Source organism: Ensifer sp. Root278 (genome assembly GCF_001429285.1).
In the GTDB taxonomy this organism is placed as follows: Bacteria; Pseudomonadota; Alphaproteobacteria; order Rhizobiales; family Rhizobiaceae; genus Ensifer.
Genome location: NZ_LMJJ01000014.1, coordinates 63,039 through 86,076, shown reverse-complemented (window position 1 = coordinate 86,076; position 23,038 = coordinate 63,039). Strand labels below are relative to the sequence as shown.

Below are 23,038 nucleotides of genomic sequence, written 5' to 3'. Positions count from 1 at the left end.
TCATGCCGGACAATGCACAACAGAAACGGCCGGAGTCTCCCTGGCACGAAGGCGAACTCGCCATCCAGCGCAGCCTCGGCGTCGTCGAGCGCATGGATGCGACGGGGCGCAATTTCGTCCGCAGCTTCATGCCCGAGCAGCACCAGCAGTTTTTCCCGATGCTGCCTTTCGCCGTCTTCGGCGCAGTCGATGCGCAGGGTGACGTCTGGGCGACGATGCGCGCCGCGGCCCCCGGCTTCATGCAGGCGCCCGACGCCTGGAACCTCGACATACGGCTGCCCCGTGATCCAGATGATCCGGCGGATGCCGGCATGGGCGACGCACACTCGATCGGCATGCTCGGCATCCAGCTCGAAACCCGGCGCCGGAACCGGCTCAATGGCGCGATCCTGCGCGACGGCGACGACGGTTTCACCATTCGCGTGCGTCAGAGCTTCGGCAACTGCCCGCAGTATATCCAGCTCCGGCAGTTCTCCTTTTCCCGCGATCCATATGAGCCGGCATCGGAACGGCCGATCCGTTACGCGGCCCTCGACGATCGCGCCCGGGCGATCATCGCCAATGCCGACACCTTCTTCGTCGCCTCCTATGTCGACCGCGATACCGGCGAGCGGCAGGTCGATGTCTCCCATCGCGGCGGAAAGGCCGGCTTCGTTGAGCTCGGCGAAGATGACGTTCTGACGATCCCCGACTTCTCCGGCAACCTGTTCTTCAACACGCTCGGCAACTTCATGGTCAATCCGCGCGCCGGCCTGCTGTTTGTCGACTTTGCGACCGGCGACATGCTGCAGATGACCGGCAGCGCCGAGGTCATCCTGTCGTCGCCCGAAGTCGCCGCCTTTCAAGGCGCAGAACGCCTGTGGCGGTTCCGTCCCCAACAGATCGTTTATCGCCAGGACGGCCTGCCGCTCCGCTGGGCCTTCGAGGATGGCGGTTGGTCGCCCAGCCTGCTGACAACGGGTGACTGGGAACAGGCGAAGGTGCACCTGCAGGCCGCGGCCCTTGCCGAGGAGTGGCGCCCATTCCGCGTGGCGCGCGTCGAAGAGGAAAGCACGACGATCCGCTCGCTCTACCTCGCGCCGGACGATGGCGTCGGTCTCATGGCTCACCAGGCCGGCCAGCACCTGCCGATTCGGGTGAGGATAGACGCGGACGGCAAGGCGCTTGTCAGAAGCTACACGCTCTCTTCCGCCCCGACCGACGCCTTCTATCGCATCAGTGTCAAGAATGACGGCACCGTCTCGCAATACCTGCACGGGCTGAAACCCGGCGACCGGATCGAGGCGCGCGCGCCGGCCGGCAGCTTCACGATCGATGGCACCGAGCGGCGACCGGCGGTGCTGATCGGCGCCGGCGTCGGCATCACGCCGATGGTCGCCATGTTGCAGCACATCGTCCACGAGGGGCGCCGCAAGCGCCGCACGCGCCCAACCTGGCTTTTCCAGGCCGCTCGGTCCCGAGACGAACGCGCCTTCGAGCGGGAAATTGCCGCTCTGGTCGAGGAAGGCGAGGGCAACATCCGCCTCATACGCGCGCTCAGCCAGCCGGAGACCGCGACCGAAGGGCAGGACTATGACGTCGGCGGCCGGATCGATATCAGCCACCTCAAGTCCACCCTGCCCTTCGACGACTACGACTTCTATCTCTGCGGCCCGGCGGCTTTCACGCAGTCGCTCTATGACGGATTGCGCGGGCTTAATGTGGCCGATGCCCGCATCCATGCGGAAGCCTTCGGGCTCTCGTCGCTGACCCGGCGGCCGGACGGCGGTGTTGGGCCGATCATGCCACCGCCCGCCAGCGCTCCCGTGCACGTCGTCTTCGCGAGATCCGCCAAGGAGACCCGTTGGCAGCCGGGCGACGGCAACCTCCTCGATCTCGCCGAAGCGCGCGGGCTGACGCCCGAGTTCGGTTGCCGCAACGGCAGTTGCGGCTCCTGCAGAACGCCGGTGCTCGAGGGGAAGGTGACCTACCCGTCGCTGCCCTCCTTCCCGGTGGCAGAGGGCGAGGCGCTGATCTGCTGCGCCGTTCCGGCGGACGGCGAGGAACGCAAACTGCATCTTTCGCTCTGAGCTCTGGTTCGGCTATTGATGATGCACCACATCATCAGGCAGTTGACGTCGACCGAGCGGGATGCGCCATGAACGACCAACAGATACGCGATATCGTGCTCTGGCTTTCCGAACAGGGCCTGAAAGGCCTGGAAGAGCCGGAGTTGTTTGCCGGCTTCTGCGAGCAATGCCGCGCGGCCGGCCTGGATCTGGCCCGCGCGCTCGGGCTGATCGACACATTGCATCCGGAATTTGAGGGTCGCGCCTTCCAGTGGAACGACGAGAGCGAGGTCACGCCCGAAGTCATCCAGTACGGCTCGACGACCACGGGCGAAGCGCTGCTGAACTGGCAGAACTCGATCTTCTACCACATGCTTCGCGACCGAGCGGCAGAGCGCCGCATCCGGCTCTCAGCCGATGAAGGCACCACCTACAACATAATCGACAAACTGAAAGATGAAGGTCACACCGACTGCATCAGCATGATCCACCATTTCACCGAGCAGGGCCGTGTCGGCGAGATGGATTGCTTCTACTCCTATTGGACCACGCGGAGCGACAGCGGCTTCAGCGAGGATGACATTGCTGCGCTCCGGATCCTGCTGCCTACCCTTGCGCTTGCGGTGAAGGCCGGCTCATGCGTGCGCATCATCAGCACGCTCGCAGACGTCTATCTCGGCGCCGACGCTGGCCAGCGCGTCGTCAAGGGCAGCATTGCCCGCGGCTCGGCGGAACGCATCGAAACGGTCATGTGGTTCTCAGATCTGCGCGGCTACACGCGCATCTCGGACACCGCCGCCCCCGACGAGATCATCCCGCTCCTCAACGACTATTCGGGCACGGTAATCACCGCCGTTCACGACCACGGCGGCAGCGTGCTGAAGCTCATCGGCGACGGCGTGCTTGCGATCTTCAACGCCGACGATCCGGCAATCGCCTGCGCCAACGCGATTGCGGCGGAACGGCAGCTGCGCCGCATGCTGGCCGAGCTCAACGCACGCCGGCAAGAGGAGGGCAAGCCGACGACCGACGTCTATCTCGGCCTCCATATCGGCGAAGTCTTCTACGGCAATATCGGCAGCCAGACCCGGCTCGATTTCACCGTCGTCGGCCCGGCCGTCAACGAAGTGAGCCGCATTTCGTCGATGTGCCGTTCGGTCGAGCGGCACATGATCATGTCCTCTGATTTCGTCGAGGCCTGCCCGCCGGAACATCAGGTTCATGCGGTGTCGCTGGGTCGTTTCGCGCTGCGCGGCATCGCCCGGGCAAAGGAACTGTTCACCTGGGATCCGGAATTGCCGATGAATTGAAAAGGCGCGCCGTTACTGGCTCATCACGCCTTGAGAGACACGCGAGAGGTGGCGGTGCTGCAGTTCGGCCTGAACTTCACCCTGGAAGTCCATTACCTGCCGGCGTACCTCGTCTTCCGAGCACCCGCAGGCAAAAAGTTCGTCGGCAAGGGCGCGGCACCGGCGGCGCCAGAATTGCAGCGCTTCGGCGCCATGCAGGTCCTCGAGCTCGGCGGCAGCGGTGCGGATGGCGGTCAATCTCCTCGCCACTGGAAACGGAACGATCGTGCTCACATCGGATTCCGTGGCTTTCACTGATTGATTGCCTGCCATCGTCTCATTCGCCCCCTGGAACTTCGTGCGTTGACGCGAACGCTTGAAGACGCCCTACGCTTGTCGATATCGAGCACCTCAGATGCCTCCGATGTCCCCAATCGAAGGCGAAGCACTCTGGTGATTCCTGTTCTACGAAGCTTATGGTTAACGTTTCCTTCCCGCCGACGCCGCCAGGTGCGGATTGATCCTTTGCGAGACGGAAGATGTCGGCCCCGTCAAACACACGACACGGTTTTCCGCTTTTCTGGGTTGGTTTCCGGCACAAAACATGACATTGGAAATCATATTTCTGCTGACCCTCGGTCGCCGCCCCCCAGTGAGTGCACCTGCATGTTGAAGCGTTTCTTCGCGTTTTACCGCCCCTATCGCGGCCTGTTCATTCTCGACTTCTCCTGCGCCGTATTGTCCGGCCTGCTCGAACTCGGTTTCCCGATCGCGGTGAAGCTGTTCGTCGACCAGCTTTTGCCGAGCCAGGAATGGACGCTGATCCTCCTGTCCTCGGCCGGCCTTCTGCTGGTCTATCTGCTCAACACCGGCCTGATGGCGACAGTTACCTATTGGGGTCACATGCTCGGCATCAACATCGAGACGGACATGCGGCGGATGGCCTTCGACCATCTGCAGAAGCTCTCCTTCTCGTTCTTCGACAACCAGAAGACCGGCCATCTGGTCGGACGCCTGACGAAGGACCTCGAGGAAATCGGCGAAGTTGCCCACCACGGGCCGGAGGACCTGTTCATAGCGATCATGACCTTCATCGGCGCGCTGTTGCTGATGCTGATGGTGCACTGGCAGCTGGCGCTGATTACGGCCGCTGTGGTGCCGATGACCGCATGGGTCACCAGCCGTTACGGTGGCCGTATGACGCGGAATTTCCGCAACCTCTATGGTCGGGTCGGAGATTTCAACGCCCGCATCGAGGAGAATGTCGGCGGTATGCGAGTAGTGCAGGCCTTCGCCAACGAAGCCCATGAGCGCAGCCTGTTCGAGACCGACAACCAGAACTATCGCCGCACCAAGCTCGAAGCCTATCGCATCATGGCCGCGAGCACGTCGCTCAGCTACATGAGCATGCGGCTGACGCAGCTGATCGTCATGATCACCGGCTGCTACTTCGTGCTGACGGGCGAACTGACGAATGGCGGCTTCGTCAGCTTCCTGCTGCTGGTCGGCGTGTTCTTCCGCCCGGTCGAGAAGATCAATTCAGTCATCGAGACCTACCCCAAGGGCATTGCCGGCTTCAAACGCTTCCTCGAACTCATGGAAACCGAACCCGATATCGAGGACCGGCCGGGTGCTGCCGACGTCTCCGGCCTCAAGGGCGACATCACCTATCGCGGCGTCTCGTTCGGCTATAGCGCCGAGAAGCCGATCATCCAGAACATCGACCTGACGATCCATGCCGGCGAGACGATCGCCTTCGTCGGCCCCTCGGGCGCCGGCAAGACGACGATCTGCTCGCTGCTGCCGCGCTTCTACGAGGTCAGCGAGGGTTCGATCACCGTCGACGGTATCGACATCCGTGACATCACGCTCTCGTCGCTGCGCGGCCAGATCGGCATCGTGCAGCAGGATGTCTTCCTCTTTGCCGGCAGCATCCGCGACAACATCGCCTATGGGCGGCTTGGCGCGAGTGAAGCGGACATCCTGGATGCCGCGCGGCGCGCCAAGCTCGACGGCACGATCCAGGCATTGCCGGACGGCATGGACACGGTGATCGGCGAGCGCGGCGTCAAGCTTTCCGGCGGGCAGAAGCAGAGGCTGGCGATTGCCCGCATGTTCCTGAAGAACCCGGCGATCCTCATCCTCGACGAGGCGACCTCAGCGCTCGACACCGAAACGGAAAGGGCGATCCAGCAGTCGCTGGCCGAACTTTCCAAGGGCAGGACGACGCTGATCATCGCGCATCGGCTGGCAACGATCCGCGATGCGGACCGCATCGTCGTCGTCGACGGCAGCGGCATTCGCGAACAGGGGCCGCATGAAACGCTGCTCGCCGCCAAGGGCGCCTATAGCCGCCTCTATCACGCCCAGGCAGGCGCCGGCTGACAAAGCCGCGGAGCTGCAGGCATTGCATGCGGAAGGAGGGGGCGATACGAACGGCACACAACGTCCCCTACCCTCCGTCCCATAGACCTTCAGCGCCATGAACACTCCTGATCTTTCCGTCCTTGAACGCGCCCTCGCAGCCTTGCCGCAGCACTACCCCGGACCGGGCGGCGTTGCCGGTGTGGTCAGAGATGGCAAGGTCCTCTTTCGCCACGCCTGGGGCTATGCCGGCCTGACGGCCCGCAAGCCGATGACGATGGCGACGCGGATACCGATCTGCTCGATCACCAAGCATCTGACCTGCGCCGTTCTGCTGGATACGGTCGGCGATCCCGAGAAGCTCGATCGGGCGCTCGACGTCTATCTCCCCTTGCTCGAAGGCAAGCGCCCGACCGCTGCCCATCTCTGTCACAACCAGTCCGGACTTCGCGACTACTGGGCATTGACGGTGCTGCAGGGCGCCAGCCACGACGGCGTCTTCCGCCGCGAGGATGCACGCCCGCTGCTCTCCAAGGCGCGCTCGACACACTTCGAGCCCGGCACCCGCTATTCCTATTCCAATGGCAATTTCCGCATTCTCGCCGATCTCATCGAGGAGCATACCGGCCGCTCGATGGCGGAACTCTATCAGCGCTCCGTCTTTGGCCCCGCGGCCATGCAGACCGCCGCCCTGACACCGGATACGAGCCTGCCGCCGGACGGCGTCGTCGGTTACGAGGGCAACGAGACAACAGGCTATTTCGAGGCGCTGAACCGCATCTACTGGGCCGGTGACGCCGGTGTTTCCGCCTCGCTCGACGATATGCTTGCCTGGGAGTGTTTTATCGACAGGACGCATGACGATGCGGACGGGCTCTACCGGCGCCTTTCTGCACCGCAGACCTATGCCGATGGCCGCCCGGCACCCTACGGCTTCGGCCTCGCACACGAGACGATCGGCGATGCCGTCATCAGCGGCCATGGCGGTGCGCTTCGCGGTTTTCGCTGCCGCAGGCTCTACGCGCCGGCCGAGCGCCTCTCTGTCGTGGTGATGTTCAATCACGAAGGCGATGCCCATGCGGCGGCGGTCGCGCTGATGAAGATCGCCCTCGGCCACGAGGATACCGAGACCACATCCGGAAGCTGGGACGCCAAGGGCACCGGCAACTATCTGGATGCCGAAACGGGCCTCGCCCTTGTCACCAGGCCCAGCGGATCGTCCCGCGTCGAACTGCAGTTTGCTACCTCTCCCGAGTCGCTTTCCGTCAGCGCCGACGGCAGCGCCGGTTCGGCAGCAGTGACCCTGACAGCACAAGGCGCCTCGCTTCGCATGGAGCGGCCTCGCGAAAATCTGACGGTGAGCGCTGACCGCGTTTCCGGCACGGCACTTCCCGATATCGCCGGTCGCTATCACTCAGTTGAACTCGACGCCCATCTCGACATCGCTTCCACCAATGGTGTCTTCTACGGTGGCTTCGACGGTTCGCTCGGGACCGGCGCGATGCACGCCATGCGACCACTGGCCGAAGACGTCTGGCTTCTTCGCTGCAAGCGCTCGATGGATGCACCGGCACCGGGAGACTGGACCGTGCTTGTCCGACGCGACCAGCAAGGCAACGTGGCCGGCCTCACCATCGGCTGCTGGCTCGCCCGACGGATCGACTACACGAAGATCGGCTGACGCCGCGGTCGAAGCGACCGGATATTTTAAGCAGGGGTACGGCAGCGGGCCGCACACGACCAGGAACCGGAAGATCACAGCGTGAAGCAGAAGCGACCGACAGCCGCTCGAGAAACCGGACGCCACGCCGGGGCCGATGCCGGCAAGCGCGTGACGGTTGCCCGCGCACTTTCCAAGCTCGGCTATTGTTCGCGCACGCAGGCCGAAAAGCTCGTGCTCGAAGGGCGCGTCAGCGTCGGCGGACGCAAGATCACGGACCTTTCACACTGGGTCGCCGTCGACAAGGATCGCATCACGGTCGACGGCAAGCCGGTGCTTGCCGAAGAGAAGATCTATCTGATGCTGAACAAACCGCGTGGACTGGTCACGACCCGCCACGACCCGGAAGGCCGGCCGACCGTCTTCGATTGCCTGAGGGATATAGACACCTCTTTCCTGTCCCCGGTCGGTCGCCTCGACAAGGCGAGCGAAGGACTTCTGCTCTTCACCAACGACACGGTACTCGCCCAGCGCCTGCTTGATCCTGAAACCCATCTCGGCAAGGTCTACCACGTGCAGGTCGCCGGGCAGATCGGTGACGACCAACTCAAGCAGATGGTTGCCGGTATCGAGGAAGGCGGCGAAACCTTGCACGCAGCGCGGGCCGTCCACCTCAGGGGCGGCGACAAGAACACGTGGATCGAAGTCGAGCTGGAAGAGGGGCGCAACCGCCAGATCCGCCGCATGCTCGATGCGCTCGGCTTCGAGGTGTTGCGCCTGCTGCGGGTTTCAATCGGGACGATCGCTCTTGGCGATTTGCCGAAGGGGACGAGCCGCAGCCTGGCCCCTGAGGAAGTCGCCTATCTGAGGCGACGCACGGGTCTTTGACGGCAGACGACGGATCTCAGTTTCCAAAACGGGCCCTTGCCACACGCATTATCTCCCCAAAACGCGGCAGTGAACGCAGGCTGTCCAGATCGTTGTCGTTTTCCATCCATACCAACAATTCGGGGCTCATCTTCGGCGTGATACGCTCAAGCGCGTCCAGGGCCGCTTCGGCGTCACCACTGATCGCCCAGGCACAAACCAGATTTGCCTGCAGCTGGATATTGTCCGGCTCAAGCAGACTGGCGCGCGATGCCCATTCGTTGGCCCTCTCGCGATCGCCAAGGAGGGCGAGGATGCCGGCGCCATGCCCGATCGCACCGCTGTGATCCGGCTCAGCAGCGACGATGCGCTCGATCCGGGCCAAGGCACGGCGACAGGCCTCAAGTGCCGCCTGCGCGTCGCCCTTGCCCTGGTAACATTGGATAGCCATGGCGGCGGCGTTGTAGTCCGCGGGGGCCAGCGCCGCGGCCCGCTCAAAGTGGCGTATGGCGTCGTCATAGCGACGCTGCATGATGAAGGTTCGACCGGCAGCGAGATTGGTGGCGTAGTCGTCGGGCTCGAGCTGAAGGGCAATGGCACATTGCCGCTCCGCCTCCGCAAACTGGCCTCGGTATAGATACAATAGCGCCTTTGCGGCATGGGCGCTGGCGAGACCGGGATCGAGTTCGAGGGCGCGGTCGATTTCCAGCTCGCCTGTTTCCGCACCTCCGACGCTGCGCCGCAGCCGGTTGAGCGTTTCGCCAAGAAGGGCCCAAGCCCGTGCATTGCCGGGCTCCAGCTCGGTCACGCGACGGCAGAGCCGGATGATCAGCGGCAGATGTCGCTCGGACCCGGTGATGTGGTATTCGCGCGCCAGGAGAAACAGCTTGTAGGCTTCCGGATCGGTCGGCGCTTTGCGCTCCAATGCCTGGCGCTCCGCAGGTAGGAGCTGAAGCCGGAGCGCCTCGACGACGGCACTTGCCAGGTCTGACTGCAGCAGCAACACGTCCTTGATCTCTCGGTCGAAGCGCTCGGCCCAGACGGTCGCCTCGTTTGCGCCATCGATCAACTGCGCCGCCAGTCGCATTCGGTCACCGGCCTTACGCACGCTGCCTTCGAGGATGTAGGCGACGTTCAGCTGTTGTGCGACGATCCGCGCACTCTGCGCCTTCATGCCGAAGGAGGTCGCCCGCGAGACGACCGAGAGCGACGAGAGCTTGCTGAGGTCGATGATGATGTCTTCGGTAACGCCGGCACTGAAATAATCCTGTTCCGGATCGCCGCTCATATTGGTGAAGGGCAGGACGCAGATGCCGATCCGTTCGCGCTTGCCACCGGTCTCTGGCGGCCCGCCACGGTGGATGGCAAAGGCGCGGACAGCGCGCTCGATGTTCTTGAGCGACATCGGCCCGAGGTCTTCCAGGGCAAAGCTCAGCTTTCCGGCGACGTGCTCGCGGACCGCTTCGGAGAGGATGATCCCACCGGGCTCGGCGAGAGCCTGCAGCCGCGCCGCGATGTTGACGCCTTCCCCATAGAGATCGCCATCTTCGGCGATCACGTCACCCAGGTTGAGCCCCATGCGAAAGCGGAGTGAAGAGTCGGTTGCCGCGGCCACGCTCTGAAGCGCCATTGCGCATAGGGTCGCATCGACCGCACTCGCAAACTCGATCAGCGCGCCGTCACCCATCAGCTTGACGATCCGGCCATGGTGCCGCACCAGCGTCGGATCGAATGCCGCAAAGGCCGCCTTGACGCGGGCAAGTGTACCGGCCTCGTCGCGTCCCATCAGCTTGCTGTAGCCGGCGATATCGATACAGAGAACAGCGGTCAGTTTGCGCATCCAACCATTCCCATGGGCGAGCGCTCACTGTGAAGCTTTAGCCTCCCCGAGGGCAGTCCAACACACCCAGGCACAAGAAACAAGCGAAGACACCTGATCGCCCCTGAACTCAAGGACGCGGTACCACGCCGCCCTTGATGGGTGGAAATCCACCCACGCGATTGGCCGCATGTTTCCAAATCCACCCAAATCAATGCCCGCGCCCGACAAATACGCGCCGTCACCCCGCTAAGCCGTTGTCTGCTCTACGATTGCGTTTGCAAATGGGGGTACCCAGAACCGGCGCGGGAGGAAACCTTGCCGGCTGGCCGATATTTCATCCGGGAGGAAGAGATGAAAACCCTAAATGCCCTGCTCGGCGCTGTTGCCGCCCTGTCGCTTTTCGCCGTTTCCGCCAATGCACAAACCTATCCCGAACGCTCGATCACCATGGTCGTGCCGTTCTCGGCCGGTGGCCCCACGGATACCGTCGCGCGTCTCGTAGCTGAATCCATGTCGAAGGATCTCGGCCAGCAGATCATCGTCGAGAACGTCGGCGGCGCCGGCGGCACCCTTGGCGCCGGCCGCGTCGCTCAGGCCGATCCGGATGGTTACACCGTGCTGCTGCATCATATCGGCATGGCGACCAGCGCCACGCTCTACCGCAAGCTCGCCTATGATACGCTGAACTCCTTCGAATATGTCGGCCTCGTTACCGAAGTGCCGATGACCATCGTCGCCCGCAAGGATCTGGAGCCGGCCGACCTCAAGGGTCTCGTCGAGTACGTCAAGGCGAACAAGGACACCGTCACCGTCGCCAATGCCGGTATCGGCGCTGCCTCGCATCTCTGCGGCATGATGTTCATGAGCGCCATCGAGACACCGCTGACGACCGTGCCTTATAAGGGCACCGGCCCGGCCATGACCGATCTTCTCGGCGGCCAGGTCGACATCATGTGCGACCAGACCACCAACACCGCGAAGCAGATCCAGGGCGGCACGATCAAGGCCTATGCGGTCACCTCACCGGAACGCCTCAAGGTCTTCCCCGATCTGCCGACGACCGCCGAAGGCGGCCTACCGAACCTTCAGGTCGGCATCTGGCACGGTATCTACGCCCCGAAGGGCACGCCCGCCGAAGTGACCGAACGCCTGTCGAAATCGCTGCAGGTCGCACTCAAGGATCCGAACGTCGTCGCCCGCTTCGGCGAACTCGGCACCGAACCCTCCTCCGACGCCGATGCGACCCCGGCCGCGCTGAAGGCAAAGCTTGAGAGCGAAATCGCCCGCTGGAAGCCGGTGATCGAAGCAGCCGGCCAGTACGCCGACTGATCCATGGCTCGTCGCGCCGCGTCCCGGTTCACCCCGGAGCGCGGCGCCTTTGACATTGGGGAAGCTGCGACGGTGCCCGGAGAGGGGTCAAATGCCGTCAACCGCTGTTGACAGCTGTCAACGTGCGCCGCCCAATGCGCGAACCCGGCGTGACGTCGGCAATGCCAATGCGGGAGGCGGTCAGGAAAGCCTCGGCCGGCTGCCCCGCCCAGAACATATGGGGACACGATGAAATCACTCTCCTTCGACACCACCAATGCGCTCTGCGGCGGGATATTGACAGCGGTCGGGCTGTTCTTCACCTGGCAGGCCTTCAATCTCGAGCTTGGCACCGCCTTTCGCATGGGCCCCGGCTACTTCCCGCTGGTGCTCGCGATCATCCTGACGCTGCTCGGCATCGTGATCCTCGTGCAGTCCACCCGCGTCCAAGGCGAGCCCATCGGCCCGATCGCGCTGCGCGGCATGGCCTTCATCCTGCCGGCACCCATCTTCTTCGGCCTGACAGTCCGTGGCCTCGGCTTCGCGCCGGCGCTGTTCTTCACCGCGCTGATCGCCTGCTTCGCATCGGGCCGGATGAAACCGCTCATGGCGCTGGCGCTTTCACTGGCGCTGACCGCCTTCTCGGTCGCAGTGTTCAGCTATGGCCTCGGCCTGCCCTTCCAACGCTTCGGCCCCTGGGTCCAGTTTTAGGAGACGCGCGATGGAACTCTTCAGCAATCTCGCCCTCGGTTTCGCAACCGCGGCCTCCCCTGCCAATCTGCTCTTCTGCCTGATCGGCGTTTTGCTCGGCACCTTGATCGGCGTGCTTCCGGGCATTGGCGCCACGGCGACCATCGCCATGCTGCTGCCGATCACCTTCCAGCTCGAACCGGTCTCGTCGCTGATCATGCTCGCCGGCATCTACTACGGCGCGCAGTATGGCGGCTCTACCACCGCCATCCTGATCAACATGCCAGGCGAATCCTCCTCGGCGGTTACCGCGATCGACGGCTACCAGATGGCCCGCAAAGGCCGTGCTGGTGCGGCACTCGCCATTGCAGCGCTCGGCTCATTCTTCGCCGGCACCGTCTCGACGTTCCTCGTCGCAGTCTTCGCGCCGCCGTTGACCGAGATCGCTCTGAAATTCGGCGCGGCCGAATATTTCTCGCTGATGATCGTCGGCCTCGTCTCATCGATCGCGCTCGCCCATGGATCGATCACCAAGGCTCTGGCCATGGTGGCGCTGGGCCTGCTGCTTGGGTTGGTCGGCACCGACATCTATTCCGGCACGCCGCGTTTCACGCTCGGCATCCGGGAGTATGCTGACGGGCTGAACTTCGTCGCGCTCGCCGTCGGTGTCTTCGGCATCGCCGAAATCCTGCGCAACCTCGAAAGCGAACGCACCCGCGAAGTGCTGATGGCCAAGGTCACGGACCTGATGCCGACGCGGGATGACTTCAAGCGCATGTTCGGACCGGTCGTGCGCGGCACCATCATCGGCTCGGCGCTCGGTATTCTGCCGGGCGGCGGCGCGATCCTTGCTGCTTTCGCCTCCTATACGGTGGAAAAGCGCGTCTCGGACCGTCCTGAAGAGTTCGGCCATGGCGCCATCGCCGGCGTCGCCGGTCCGGAAAGCGCCAACAATGCCGGTGCGCAGACCTCGTTCATCCCGCTGCTCACCCTTGGCATTCCGGCCAACCCGGTCATGGCACTGATGATCGGAGCGATGATCATCCAGGGGATCGTCCCCGGTCCGAACGTGGCGTCCGAGCAACCCGCGCTCTTCTGGGGCATCATCGCCTCGATGTGGATCGGCAACCTGATGCTGGTGGTTCTCAACCTGCCGTTGATCGGGCTCTGGGTGAAACTGCTCAAGATCCCCTATTACGTGCTGTTCCCGATCATCATGGCGTTCTGCTCGATCGGCGTCTACAGCGTCAACTCGAACGTCTATGACCTCTATGCCGTCGCCTTCTTCGGCCTCGTCGGTTACCTGCTGTTGAAGCTGCGCTGCGAACCGGCGCCGCTGCTGCTCGGCTTCGTGCTCGGGCCGCTGCTTGAGGAGAACCTTCGCCGCGCCATGATCCTGTCGCGCGGCGATGCGACGACCTTCGTCACCCGACCGATCAGCGCGATCCTGCTTCTGATCGCGGCGTTGGTGCTCGTCGTCGTATTCCTGCCGAGCGTAAAGGCCAAACGGCAGGAGGTCTTTGTCGAGGAGGAATGATGGCTGCCAGCCATTTTCGCAACATTAACTATATAAATCAATAACTTAAGACGCAGCGCTTCCAACCGGACGCGCGGCGTTCTCTTGGCTGCGGCATTCTGCCCCTGCGCGGTTTGCCACATTGAGCTTTGTCAAGCCGCTCGCCTATTTCTCATTCATCGAAGAAAGAGACGAGGACGAAGCCGAGCGATGACACGTCACACGAAATCAAGGTGGGACAAGGCCCTGCGCACCCTGTGCGCCATGGCTCTTTTCCTGCTGGGTTTCGCCGACCTCGGCCCTGCCCTCGCCGCCCCAATCTCGTCAGCCGACTACGCGCTCTACGCCCTTCCCGACGGTTCACTGCCGGATTTCTGTCAAACCGGCAGTGACGCCGACGGGAAGGAAAAGCCGGCGCAGAAACATGTCTGCAGTGCCTGCCGGTTCTTCTGGGCGCTGCTGACGCCGCCGGATGACACCGTCGGCGAGCGCCTGCAAGGAAGCCTTGCGCCCACGGCTGCGGTGACCGCCGTACAGCCGCCAACACAGGTTCATTCGCCGAACTCCAGTCCGCGCGGACCGCCCAAAACCAACATCTGGCTTTGAAACCGCGTTGACAGCTGTCAACGCCCTCCTTCGATGTCGGATGGCAGCGAGGCGTCGTGCCTCCTTGTATCCGCAATGCGGACCTACCCCATGCCCGAAACCCAATCCACAGCCGCGCCCTCAGCGGCCCCTCCCTTGCGTCCTTGAGCAGACCGCCGCGTCTTCCTGCCCGCAGCCGTGTGGTCAGTGAAAACTTCACACTGCTTTTTGAAGGTGGCCGCAACCGCTCGCTCTTTCGCGTGCTCGGCGGCTGTATCGTCCTCTCTCAGCTGCTTGACGACGGTCGCAGGCAAATCACCGATGTGCTCGGTCCCGGCCGGCTTTTCGGTTTCACAGTCGATGGACGCAACATCGCCACGGCGGAGACCTTGAGCATCGCGCGTATCGAATCCCTGGGCGATGCCGAACTTCACGCAACCAATCCGGCTGTCGCCAGCGAGTTGAAGACGACGCTGCATCGGCTACAGACGCATGCCACCCTGCTTGGTCGCAAGACCGCGAGCGAGAAGGTGGCAAGTGCCTTGGTCGAGCTGTCGCGCCTGTTCAATCGCAGCCGCGTCCCTGCCCCGCTCAGCTTCCACCTGCATCTCACCCGGGCAGATCTTGCCGACTGGCTCGGGCTTACCGTCGAGACCGTCAGCCGCTGTCTCAACCGCTTCAAGCGCGAAGGCCTTATCGATTTCAGCCATCCGAAGACCATGCGCGTGCTCGATCCCGAACGCCTCAAAGCTGCAGCGGGCCTCACCCGCCAGCGTGCGACCCGCGGCGTGCATCCCCAGAATTGAAGATTTCCGAACGGTCCATCCCCGCCCGGACTGCCCCAGAAAAGGAAGAACAATGATTGCCAGACTTGTCTATAACGTGCCGGTGTTCGGCTGGATGCTGAAGGAAGCCGTACAGGGATCGCAGACGGCAAAAGTCCTGTTTGTGATCAACTGCGCATTGATCTGGCTGCTCGCGATCGTCGCCTTCGGCTACCCGGCGATCATCATCCCGGCGTTGGTTCTTGTGCCAGTCGTTTTCGTGCTGCTGATCCTGATCACCATGGGCTAATGGCTGCGCGCAAAAGTGCGCAGCGATTTCGCGAAAACGACATCCGAAATATCAAAACCTTGAAGCCCAAGGAGTGATTCTGAAAGATTGCGACGCGCTTTAGATCCATCCAGCGCATGGCCTAAAGCACCCCCCAGCCGCGGTAGCGTCCGCGGCCGGTCATTTCGCGGATGCCGAGTTCCCGCACGAGGTTCAACGCACCACGCGGCGTTACTCCGACATGCTGCGCGACGAGCGTGGCTGAAACGATCGGTCGGGACAGCACCAGCTCGATCAGCGCAGGCAGGCTGCTGTTGGAGCGGCGATCGCGGATGCGCATCTCCATCTGGGTCTTGGCCAGCGATAGGCGGTCGAGTTCCTTGAGACCCAGATCCGCGGTCACCGTCATCGCTTCCAGGAAAGCGCCCCATCGTGTCACTGGATCTTGCGAGCGGCGTCGTTCGTGCCGGACGACCTTCTGTCCGGCGTTGAAGGAGAGGAGATGCGAGGTAACCTTGCCGCGTGATCTCAGATAGGCGCCAACGAGCAGCGAACCCATCCAGTGTTGGCGGCGCAGCGGCTCGAGCCGCTCCCAGGCGTCGAAGAGCAGGGTGGCGCCAAGGCTGGCCGGCAGCTGATCCGCTGACGCGACCACCTGACGCCATTCGTCCATACGTGCGTCCTCGTCCCATTCCTCGTCAAAGAGCAGCCCTAGCTGCCCCATCGGCTCCTGTGCGGTCACGCGTGCCGCGCGCTCGGCGACTTCGAGCGTATCCTTGTCGTGCGCTTCCAGCAGCTGCTGTGACCGAGCGATCGCCGCATCGATGGCCGCAAACTCAGCGGCCATGGGATTGGCGTCCTCCTCGTCGTCCGCCTCAAGATGGCGATCGTTACCGGCGGCGGTCGATTGAGGCTCCAGCCTGGCCTCTGCAGGCGTACCGCCGGCACTCACCGGTGGAAGCTGTTCGCCTCGAAGGGCGGCGAGACCCTGAGGCGTAAACGCCCATGCGGGTTCGGCCAGCCAGATGCGCCGCCGCGCGCGAATAACCGAATGGGCAATCGTCAATTCATGCGTCGGGGCACGGGCATCCATATGGGCATCGTGCAGCACGAGATCCTCGACATGGACGAGTTCACCGGCAACCCATAGGGCAGCCGCAGCGTCGAAGAAGTGGCCACGCTCGCGGAAGCCGTCTTCGACCGCATGGCGGTTTGTTCGCTCGTCCAGTCGCGCCAAGCCATCTTCTGCCGAAATCAGCAGTGGAAGCAGTGTTGGATGATAGGGATCGGGGATCTGGTATCGCATTTCAAACTAAGGGTGCCAGTGTCGAAATGGAACGTAACACGATATTCATTTCCGTCACAGATGCGTGGTACCGCAGTCTTGGCTATTTGAAAGAACGCGCCGCCGGTGCGCCGGTATAGCGTGGCCTCCGCATATGGACTTATGCAGCTCAATCGTTCTCCGATTTGAGACCAGAACGACAAGGCGTCGGACTCTGGTGGCAATTACCGTCGGCTTGCAGTGGGCTAAGCGCATCGACTGTTGACAGCTGTCAACGCGCTGCGAAGTGATGAGCCAGTATCCATCTGGAGAAATGCGCTGAACACCTCAGATGGTTCACGCGAGAATGATCAAACCATCATCGAGTTCTCCGGGGCAGGGCGCGGCCAGAGGTTCGCCGGATTGGCTATCGCTTCCATGATCGTCTGCGCTGTCCGCTCCGGCGCTTCCGTGTTTGAAACCACCCGCCCGAGCTTATGCAGGTTTCGCTCGATCGCCTCGTGCGTGCGCACGACAGCATGCCCCATTCGTTCGCGCCCGACACGGTTCGCTTCCCGATCAATGACACGATCGATTGGCGCCCAAAGCGTGAAGACAGAGACCGGCGTTTCATGAGGTAGCCCGCTGCAAAACAGATCGAGCTTCTCGGCGTCGTCAAAAACATAGTCAAAAATGACCCTGGTGGCACCCATGGCCAGATAGGCAGCAGCGAGTGCAGCGCCAGCCCGGTATGTCGAACCAGCCCCCAGTGAGTTTCGAACATCTTCCGGGGCGAAATCGCGCAAAGCGTCGCCCGCGATGCTGATCGCACCGGGATGGCTCCGCGCCAGAACCCGACTTACCGTCGTCTTGCCAACGCCGGCCGGCCCGTTGATAACTACGACATGAGACATTGGCCAAGGCCCTCGGTTGATTCGTGCCCCAACATTGTTGGCGGAAGTGGAGTGCGGGACCAAGGGCTGAACTCAGCACTCCATCTTGAGAGCAGGCGGCTACATCGCTCTTTTATCCACGGAGATTGCTGGCTGAATTTCTGGCAGTCCTCGTTCCCGTCCGCCTCGAATTGCTCTTTGCCTCAAGCGCAGCCCGCTCCGTTGACAGCTGTCAACATGAGACGCGCGCACGCCGAAGCTCAACGTGCCGACGCCCTTCCGGCCCCACTAACGTTCGAAACCTAACCAGTGGAGCCGTCTTCGCAGGCAGCTGTTTCCAATCGTAGAGAGCCATCGGCAAAACCCGCGCTAGCGGATCATCCGGCCATTCCCAAAGCCGTCCGGGCGACGGAAGCAAACGCCCCTTTTCTTTCCAAAAGGGACAAAAACAACAATGTTATCGAGGAGATGGCGGGAGACTCAAATTGAATCCTGAGCACTACAATATCCCAAAGATATCAACGAATCCCTGCACACCCAGTTTCCCGCATTTGGTTGCCTTATACAAGCTCGCTTCGATCGGCGAGAGAAGTAACGGCTACATCAGAACATCGCACTCAGCTGCCTTCAAATGGCTGTCCTCCATTCATCCAACGACCGAAGCCTGGGCGCGTAGCCGTGCCGACAGCATTGCCGAGACAGCGAAGGATTGGCTCTTCGCGCGGCGCGTCAGGTCACGCAGATAGGCGCCGGCGGAATGAATGTGCTCAGCCCGCTCCAGAAGGCACGCAAGCACGGTGGCGGTCGTTTCCGGTCCGAGAGTGGCGCAGGCATCGTTGTAGGCGTCAGGGCTGATCCCAAGCATGTTTTTGACGACTGTGGCGGCTGTCAGGAGATCGCGCCAGTTGTCGATACGACCGGATGGGCCGTAGTCGCGGATTTGCGGGCAGGCCTTCAATACGAGTGGCAGCGGCGCAGCTTCGATATTTGCAGATAGACCACTCGCATTTTGGCCGACCGGCAGCACTTCCGTCGAAGCTTTGCGCGAAAATTCCACCCCAAGTCTTTCATCAGCCGGTTCAGATTCAGAAAGATAATCGGATTCTGAATTCTGTATGTGCCGCTCATTTTGGCGTTCATTGGCAGCCGTATTTTGTGTTTTCAGTAGATTTTCCAGACGATTAGTCAGTTCGTCCTGCAGCAGGGCAAGAACAGGGAGGAGGCGCTCGATTTCGGCGATGGAGGGCTTGCGCGAGAGGGACATAGAGACGGCCTGGCAGCGCGCTTCGGCCTCTTCAGCGTAGGCGACATCAGATAGGCGCAACAGATCGACCAGCTTTGCAACGTCACGGCGGCAGAGGCTCATGCGTTCGCGCATCATCTGAAGGTAACGCCGGTCAGCTTCCAGACGAGCAGCCTCAGCTTCGAACTCGGCCGCGCGAGAAAGCAACGGTGCAAGGTCGAACCCGAATGCCTGGCCAATCGCTCCCTTGCGGTCACGGCGAGCGTAACGCTTACCGTTGGGGCTATCGCGCCGGAAAATGAGGCCAGCCTCGACCAGGGTGGCGAGATGCCGCCGGAGCGTCGTCTCGGCCATGCCGTGTGTTCTCAGGGAAAGCTGAGCGTTGGAGGGAAACACGACGAGACCGTCGGCTGCCTCGAGTTCCGTCTTCGGGTAGAACGACAGCAATGCGTTCAAGACGGCAAGAGAGCGATCGGAAACGCCAAGGTTCGACTTGGCGGCGCAGACCGTTCGAAACAATTTCCATTTATCGACCTTGCCTTCGTCGACGGCCGAAGCGCTGGAAAGTTGGTGCGCCAACATCCCAAGCGACATCGCCCGCCGCCCGAAGGGCGTCGTGACAATCCCACAATCCATTTGTCTTCACCTTTTTCAAGGCAAAAGAAATTCGTTCGCCGAAACGACGTTGAAAACTCTTGACACCGATTCGCGGAAATGGGATTCTCTAGTTGCTACACGAGAGAAGGGTTTCCGCAGCGCTAGTCGTTCGGAAGCCTTTTTCTTTTGCTCTGTTTAGTCTCCTGTTTCCTCTTGGTATTCGAGGTACAGAGATTTGAGCCTCTGCCTCACGAAATCTGCAAAGCCCGGGGCCTTCTTCCTGCTGAAGGACAGCGTCGTTTCGCCATCCGTTTCACGGATCCGGACCGGGGTTGTATCGTCGGGCGCCACCCACGAGATGGCTCTGGCGCGCGCCTTGGAGGCGCTCAGGAAGGCACAAAGCGCATCAAAACGCTGATCGCTCCCGACCGTCTGAAATTGTTTTTCTTTGACAAAGACGTCTGCAGCTTCGGCCCTTCCGTCCTGGTCCAGAAGGTCGGCGAGCTCGAACCAACGACGCCGACCGATCGTCGGCGCCGGCCCAATCGCCTCGATCAGGGCGGTCGGTAGCCGACGAACGACGGAAATCATCTTTGAAAGTGCGGCCTTGTCGACGCCAAGCGAGGACATGATGATCTCGCGGGAGAAGCCGCGATCCTCAAGGCGCGTGGCGAAGAGTGATCGCTCGATGAAGGACAGATCCGTGCGAGTGTTGTTCTCCTGCCCCTGAGAGACGACCAACTGTTCGTCGCTGAGATCGCGGACAACCGCGCGGACCTTGCTGCCAAGCTCGCGTGCGGCTGCCAATCGGCGATGACCGTAGGCAACCTGGTAGCGCCCTTCGGCATCCGGATGCGGACGCACGAGGATTGGAACCTGTTGTCCGTGCTCGCGAATCTGTTCTGCTAGAGCGGATTGTGCATCTGCTCCGATCTCGAGACGATCGACGACGAAAGAGGCGTCGATGAGCGCAGGGTCGAGATCGACGATCGTCAGTCCTTCGGCAAGCTGGCGCTCCAATTCCTGGGCGCGCTCAACTTTCTGGGTGATATTCGACAGGGACCGCGTAATGCCGCCGACGGCGCTTGCTGGCCGCGTCCCGACACTCAGGCCGGCGATCGGCCGGGCTGTTGCCAGGCGTTCGAGAGCCGCTTCAGCGTCGTTTCCGGCCGTGTCGTCCGCAATTCCAATCAGATTCTTACGGGCCATGGATTACTTCCTCCCCCAAACCTGACGGATCAGTTCTTCGATCTCGCCATTGACCTGGTTCAGCGAATCCATGGCGCGGTCGTAGGTGCCGCGGACGAATTGCGAGCGCTCGACTTCGTAGAGTGTCTGCTTCGTCACGCCGGCATCGGAGATAGCCGTCGACTTCACCATCGCGTTCTGCAGCATGCGGTTGCCGAAAATGGCGCGCATAAAGCCGGTCATCTGGCTCTGCGGACCGTCATTCGGCTCGAAACGCGTGCCGAGATAGCGCATCCAGTCGTAACTTGTGCGCCCTCCGGCCTTCTCGACGACACTCATCAGCTCACTCGTCATCGACAGGAACTGCGACATCGACATGACGTCGAGCATCTGCGGATGCACGGTGATGAGAACGGATGTGGCGGCGCAGAGCGCCGACATGGTCAGGAAGCCGAGTTGCGGCGGGCAGTCGATGACGACGATATCGTAGAAACTCTCGATTTCCGCCAATACGTCGCCGATGCGCGCGAAGAAGAGGGTTTCGGCAGCGCCACCTACCATCATTGCCTTTGGCGTCTCATGCTCGAATTCCATGAGCTCGAGATTGCCGGGAATGAGGTGAAGGTTGGCCGTGTAGGTCGAACGGACGATGTCGGCGATCGGTCGCGGCTCGTCGTAGCGGATCGCGCCGTAAAGCGTTTCGCCCTCACCAACGTCCAATTCCGGCTGGTGGCCGAAGAGGGCGGAAAGCGAAGCCTGCGGATCAAGGTCGATCGCGAGCGTCCGGTAGCCGCGGAGGGCCAGATATTGGGCAAGGTGGGCAGATGTCGTCGTCTTCGCCGACCCGCCCTTGAAATTCATGACCGATATGACTTGAAGCTTCTCGTCGCCGCGGCGGTGCGGGACGTATTTCCCGGATTTGCCGCCTTCGTCGAGAACGCGGCGGATGCGCTCGATGTCCTCAACGGCGTACATGCGCCGACCGTTTGACAAGGGCGCCGGGCCGTGGCCCTCTGAGGCCACCTGCCTCAGGTAGCCTTCACCGATTCCAATGAAGGCGGCCGCTTCGGCAGGGCTGAAGAGGCGCATCGCCTTTTGGGCTTGCGGAGGGAAGATCTTCTTTTGATGCTGCTGCAGCTGATGCGCCAGTTCCAAAGCATCGGCAGCCAGAAGCGTCGGCAGATGCTCCTGTTCGTCGTGACCTTGAATTTTCTGTTGCAACATTGGGTTCCCCGAAAACTGCGCAAAAATCGTCATATCGGAACAATATGCGCAGATGCACTATGCTCCGATTCGGTTCGGTTTTACAAATGCATAGCGATCTATACCCAAGGCCCTGATTTGGCTGCGAATGAAGCCGGGATCGCGGCCGGTTGTCCGCGGACAACTGCGACTTCGTGGTGAAGGTTGCCACAGCTTGGCGGGTCATTTTCCGGTCGAGACGAGAAGCTCTAATAGAGTATAGAATTTATAGACTATTGACAGATGAGCGGATTGTGTCACGATTGTGTTTATCAGAGACGTGACGCGAGAAGGTTCGCTATGTTCTATCTTGGTGGAATGACCCTCGGTTATCTGGCGCCGCCGCCACCGAAGGCGACACGGCAATCGCGAGTGGAGGTCGGGACGGCTCCGGTTGAAAAGCCGGACTGCGATGAGTCTGACCGCAATCAGGAATGGGCGCGTGCGTTCCTGACGCCCTGGCATCTCCTTTATTGATCATCAGGCGGCGAGGTGTTTGCCGCTGCAGCTGTTGACACCTGTCAACACAGGTGTATCGCGGCATCCGCCGCCATGGTGGAAAAGCGCGAAACAGCGAGAGAAGGGCTGTTTCACCGCCGGGAAATGATTAAGTTCGGTGTCATGGACACCAAGCAAGACCGAACCGTTTCGAACGATCAGCCCGACGATAATAGCCAAGGACAGCCCTTGTCGTTGCATCAGCGTATCCTCGGGGATGTGGAAGGACGCATCCTCTCCGGGGAGTGGCCGCCGGGTCACCGCATTCCATTCGAACACGAGTTGACTGAACAGTATGACTGCTCGCGAATGACCGTGAACAAGGCGCTGACCGAATTGGTCAAGCGCGGATTGATCGAGCGGCGACGCAAGTCGGGCAGCTACGTTACGTTTCCGCAGGTACAGTCGGCGGTCATGGAAATCCATGACGTCAAGCTCGAAGTCCAATCTCTGGGGCTCGACTATAGTTTTCAGCTGGACGAGCGAAAGGTTCGCAAGGTGGAGAGCCGGGACTTCGAACGCCTGGATCTTCCGACATCGGCGAGGCTGCTGGATGTAACGTGCCGGCATTTTGCCGGTGGGCGTCCCTTTTGCTTCGAAGAACGCCTCATCAGCTTAGCGGCGGTGCCCGAGGCGGAGGCGGAATTGTTTGAGGCCGCCGCACCCGGTTCGTGGCTGCTTGGCAAGGTGCCGTGGAGCACGGCCGAACACCGCATTCGCGCCGTTGCGGCGAACAAACTGGCGGCGCAGGCGCTCGACATTTCGACCGGCACCGCCTGCCTGGTCATCGAACGCCGCACCTGGAGCGGTCGTGCGCCGGTCACGCATGTGCGGCTGACCTATCCCGGTGATCGCCACGAACTCGTCGCTCAGTTCGCGCCGAGTCCGATCGGATAGCCGGCTAACGCTCC

Annotated in this window: 19 protein-coding genes; 12 read left to right on the top strand and 7 right to left on the bottom strand. The window is 62.0% G+C overall.

Translation table 11 applies throughout. The features are described 5' to 3' along the window. The first annotated feature begins 2 nt into the window (after positions 1-2). Both ASE60_RS14495 and ASE60_RS14490 read left to right on the top strand, forming a co-directional pair. Positions 3-2,069, top strand: coding sequence for a pyridoxamine 5'-phosphate oxidase family protein (locus ASE60_RS14495; RefSeq protein ID WP_057251265.1), 2,067 nt, complete (start codon positions 3-5; stop codon positions 2,067-2,069). A 68-nt stretch (positions 2,070-2,137) separates the two neighbouring features. Next, positions 2,138-3,358 (top strand): adenylate/guanylate cyclase domain-containing protein, encoded by a 1,221-nt coding sequence (locus ASE60_RS14490; RefSeq protein ID WP_057251264.1) that lies wholly within the window; start codon positions 2,138-2,140, stop codon positions 3,356-3,358. Between the two features lie 12 nt (positions 3,359-3,370). On the opposite strand, the gene ASE60_RS33770 is transcribed toward ASE60_RS14490, so the two are convergent. After that, positions 3,371-3,631: a DUF6074 family protein gene (locus ASE60_RS33770; protein ID WP_244495613.1), complete on the bottom strand. Its 261-nt coding sequence runs from the start codon at positions 3,629-3,631 to the stop codon at positions 3,371-3,373. A gap of 372 nt (positions 3,632-4,003) precedes the next feature. Between ASE60_RS33770 and ASE60_RS14480 the strand changes: the two genes are divergently transcribed. The 3 genes from ASE60_RS14480 to ASE60_RS14470 all read left to right on the top strand — a co-directional run bounded on the left by ASE60_RS14480 (position 4,004) and on the right by ASE60_RS14470 (position 8,249). Further along, a complete protein-coding gene (locus ASE60_RS14480) occupies positions 4,004-5,722 on the top strand; it encodes an ABC transporter ATP-binding protein (RefSeq protein WP_057251262.1) in 1,719 nt (572 codons plus the stop codon). Between the two features lie 97 nt (positions 5,723-5,819). Continuing rightward, complete coding sequence (locus tag ASE60_RS14475) at positions 5,820-7,382, top strand: D-aminopeptidase (protein ID WP_057251261.1); 1,563 nt, start codon at positions 5,820-5,822, stop codon at positions 7,380-7,382. Between the two features lie 81 nt (positions 7,383-7,463). After that, a complete protein-coding gene (locus ASE60_RS14470; RefSeq protein WP_057251260.1) occupies positions 7,464-8,249 on the top strand; it encodes a pseudouridine synthase in 786 nt (261 codons plus the stop codon). Between the two features lie 16 nt (positions 8,250-8,265). Here ASE60_RS14470 and ASE60_RS14465 read toward each other — a convergent pair whose 3' ends face one another. Then, positions 8,266-10,068: an adenylate/guanylate cyclase domain-containing protein gene (locus ASE60_RS14465; RefSeq protein ID WP_057251259.1), complete on the bottom strand. Its 1,803-nt coding sequence runs from the start codon at positions 10,066-10,068 to the stop codon at positions 8,266-8,268. Between the two features lie 333 nt (positions 10,069-10,401). Between ASE60_RS14465 and ASE60_RS14460 the strand changes: the two genes are divergently transcribed. From ASE60_RS14460 to ASE60_RS14435, 6 genes are all read left to right on the top strand, one after another. Then, on the top strand, positions 10,402-11,379 hold the full coding sequence (locus ASE60_RS14460; RefSeq protein WP_057251284.1) for a tripartite tricarboxylate transporter substrate-binding protein: 978 nt from the start codon (positions 10,402-10,404) through the stop codon (positions 11,377-11,379). Between the two features lie 228 nt (positions 11,380-11,607). Beyond that, on the top strand, positions 11,608-12,069 hold the full coding sequence (locus ASE60_RS14455; protein WP_057251258.1) for a tripartite tricarboxylate transporter TctB family protein: 462 nt from the start codon (positions 11,608-11,610) through the stop codon (positions 12,067-12,069). Positions 12,070-12,079: 10 nt separating this feature from the next. After that, complete coding sequence (locus ASE60_RS14450; RefSeq protein WP_057251257.1) at positions 12,080-13,585, top strand: tripartite tricarboxylate transporter permease; 1,506 nt, start codon at positions 12,080-12,082, stop codon at positions 13,583-13,585. A gap of 189 nt (positions 13,586-13,774) precedes the next feature. Then, on the top strand, positions 13,775-14,170 hold the full coding sequence (locus ASE60_RS14445) for a hypothetical protein (RefSeq protein WP_156414642.1): 396 nt from the start codon (positions 13,775-13,777) through the stop codon (positions 14,168-14,170). Between the two features lie 143 nt (positions 14,171-14,313). Beyond that, a complete protein-coding gene (locus ASE60_RS14440; protein WP_162261295.1) occupies positions 14,314-14,955 on the top strand; it encodes a helix-turn-helix domain-containing protein in 642 nt (213 codons plus the stop codon). 52 nt (positions 14,956-15,007) lie between these two features. Then, complete coding sequence (locus ASE60_RS14435) at positions 15,008-15,223, top strand: hypothetical protein (RefSeq protein WP_057251254.1); 216 nt, start codon at positions 15,008-15,010, stop codon at positions 15,221-15,223. A gap of 121 nt (positions 15,224-15,344) precedes the next feature. On the opposite strand, the gene ASE60_RS14430 is transcribed toward ASE60_RS14435, so the two are convergent. The 5 genes from ASE60_RS14430 to repA form a co-directional block, all read right to left on the bottom strand. Further along, the gene (locus tag ASE60_RS14430; RefSeq protein WP_057251253.1) at positions 15,345-16,508 is read right to left on the bottom strand and encodes an RHE_PE00001 family protein; all 1,164 of its coding nucleotides are present in this window, start codon (positions 16,506-16,508) and stop codon (positions 15,345-15,347) included. 329 nt (positions 16,509-16,837) lie between these two features. Beyond that, the gene (locus ASE60_RS14425) at positions 16,838-17,380 is read right to left on the bottom strand and encodes an AAA family ATPase (protein ID WP_057251252.1); all 543 of its coding nucleotides are present in this window, start codon (positions 17,378-17,380) and stop codon (positions 16,838-16,840) included. A 625-nt stretch (positions 17,381-18,005) separates the two neighbouring features. Next, positions 18,006-19,238: a plasmid replication protein RepC gene (repC, locus tag ASE60_RS14420; RefSeq protein ID WP_057251251.1), complete on the bottom strand. Its 1,233-nt coding sequence runs from the start codon at positions 19,236-19,238 to the stop codon at positions 18,006-18,008. 156 nt (positions 19,239-19,394) lie between these two features. After that, positions 19,395-20,408 carry a plasmid partitioning protein RepB gene (gene repB, locus ASE60_RS14415; protein ID WP_057251250.1) on the bottom strand — a complete coding sequence of 338 codons (1,014 nt, stop codon included), beginning with the start codon at positions 20,406-20,408 and terminating at the stop codon, positions 19,395-19,397. 3 nt (positions 20,409-20,411) lie between these two features. Then, positions 20,412-21,611 carry a plasmid partitioning protein RepA gene (repA, locus tag ASE60_RS14410; RefSeq protein WP_057251283.1) on the bottom strand — a complete coding sequence of 400 codons (1,200 nt, stop codon included), beginning with the start codon at positions 21,609-21,611 and terminating at the stop codon, positions 20,412-20,414. 639 nt (positions 21,612-22,250) lie between these two features. Between repA and hutC the strand changes: the two genes are divergently transcribed. Further along, positions 22,251-23,024: a histidine utilization repressor gene (gene hutC, locus ASE60_RS14405; RefSeq protein ID WP_057251249.1), complete on the top strand. Its 774-nt coding sequence runs from the start codon at positions 22,251-22,253 to the stop codon at positions 23,022-23,024. Positions 23,025-23,038: the final 14 nt, after the last annotated feature.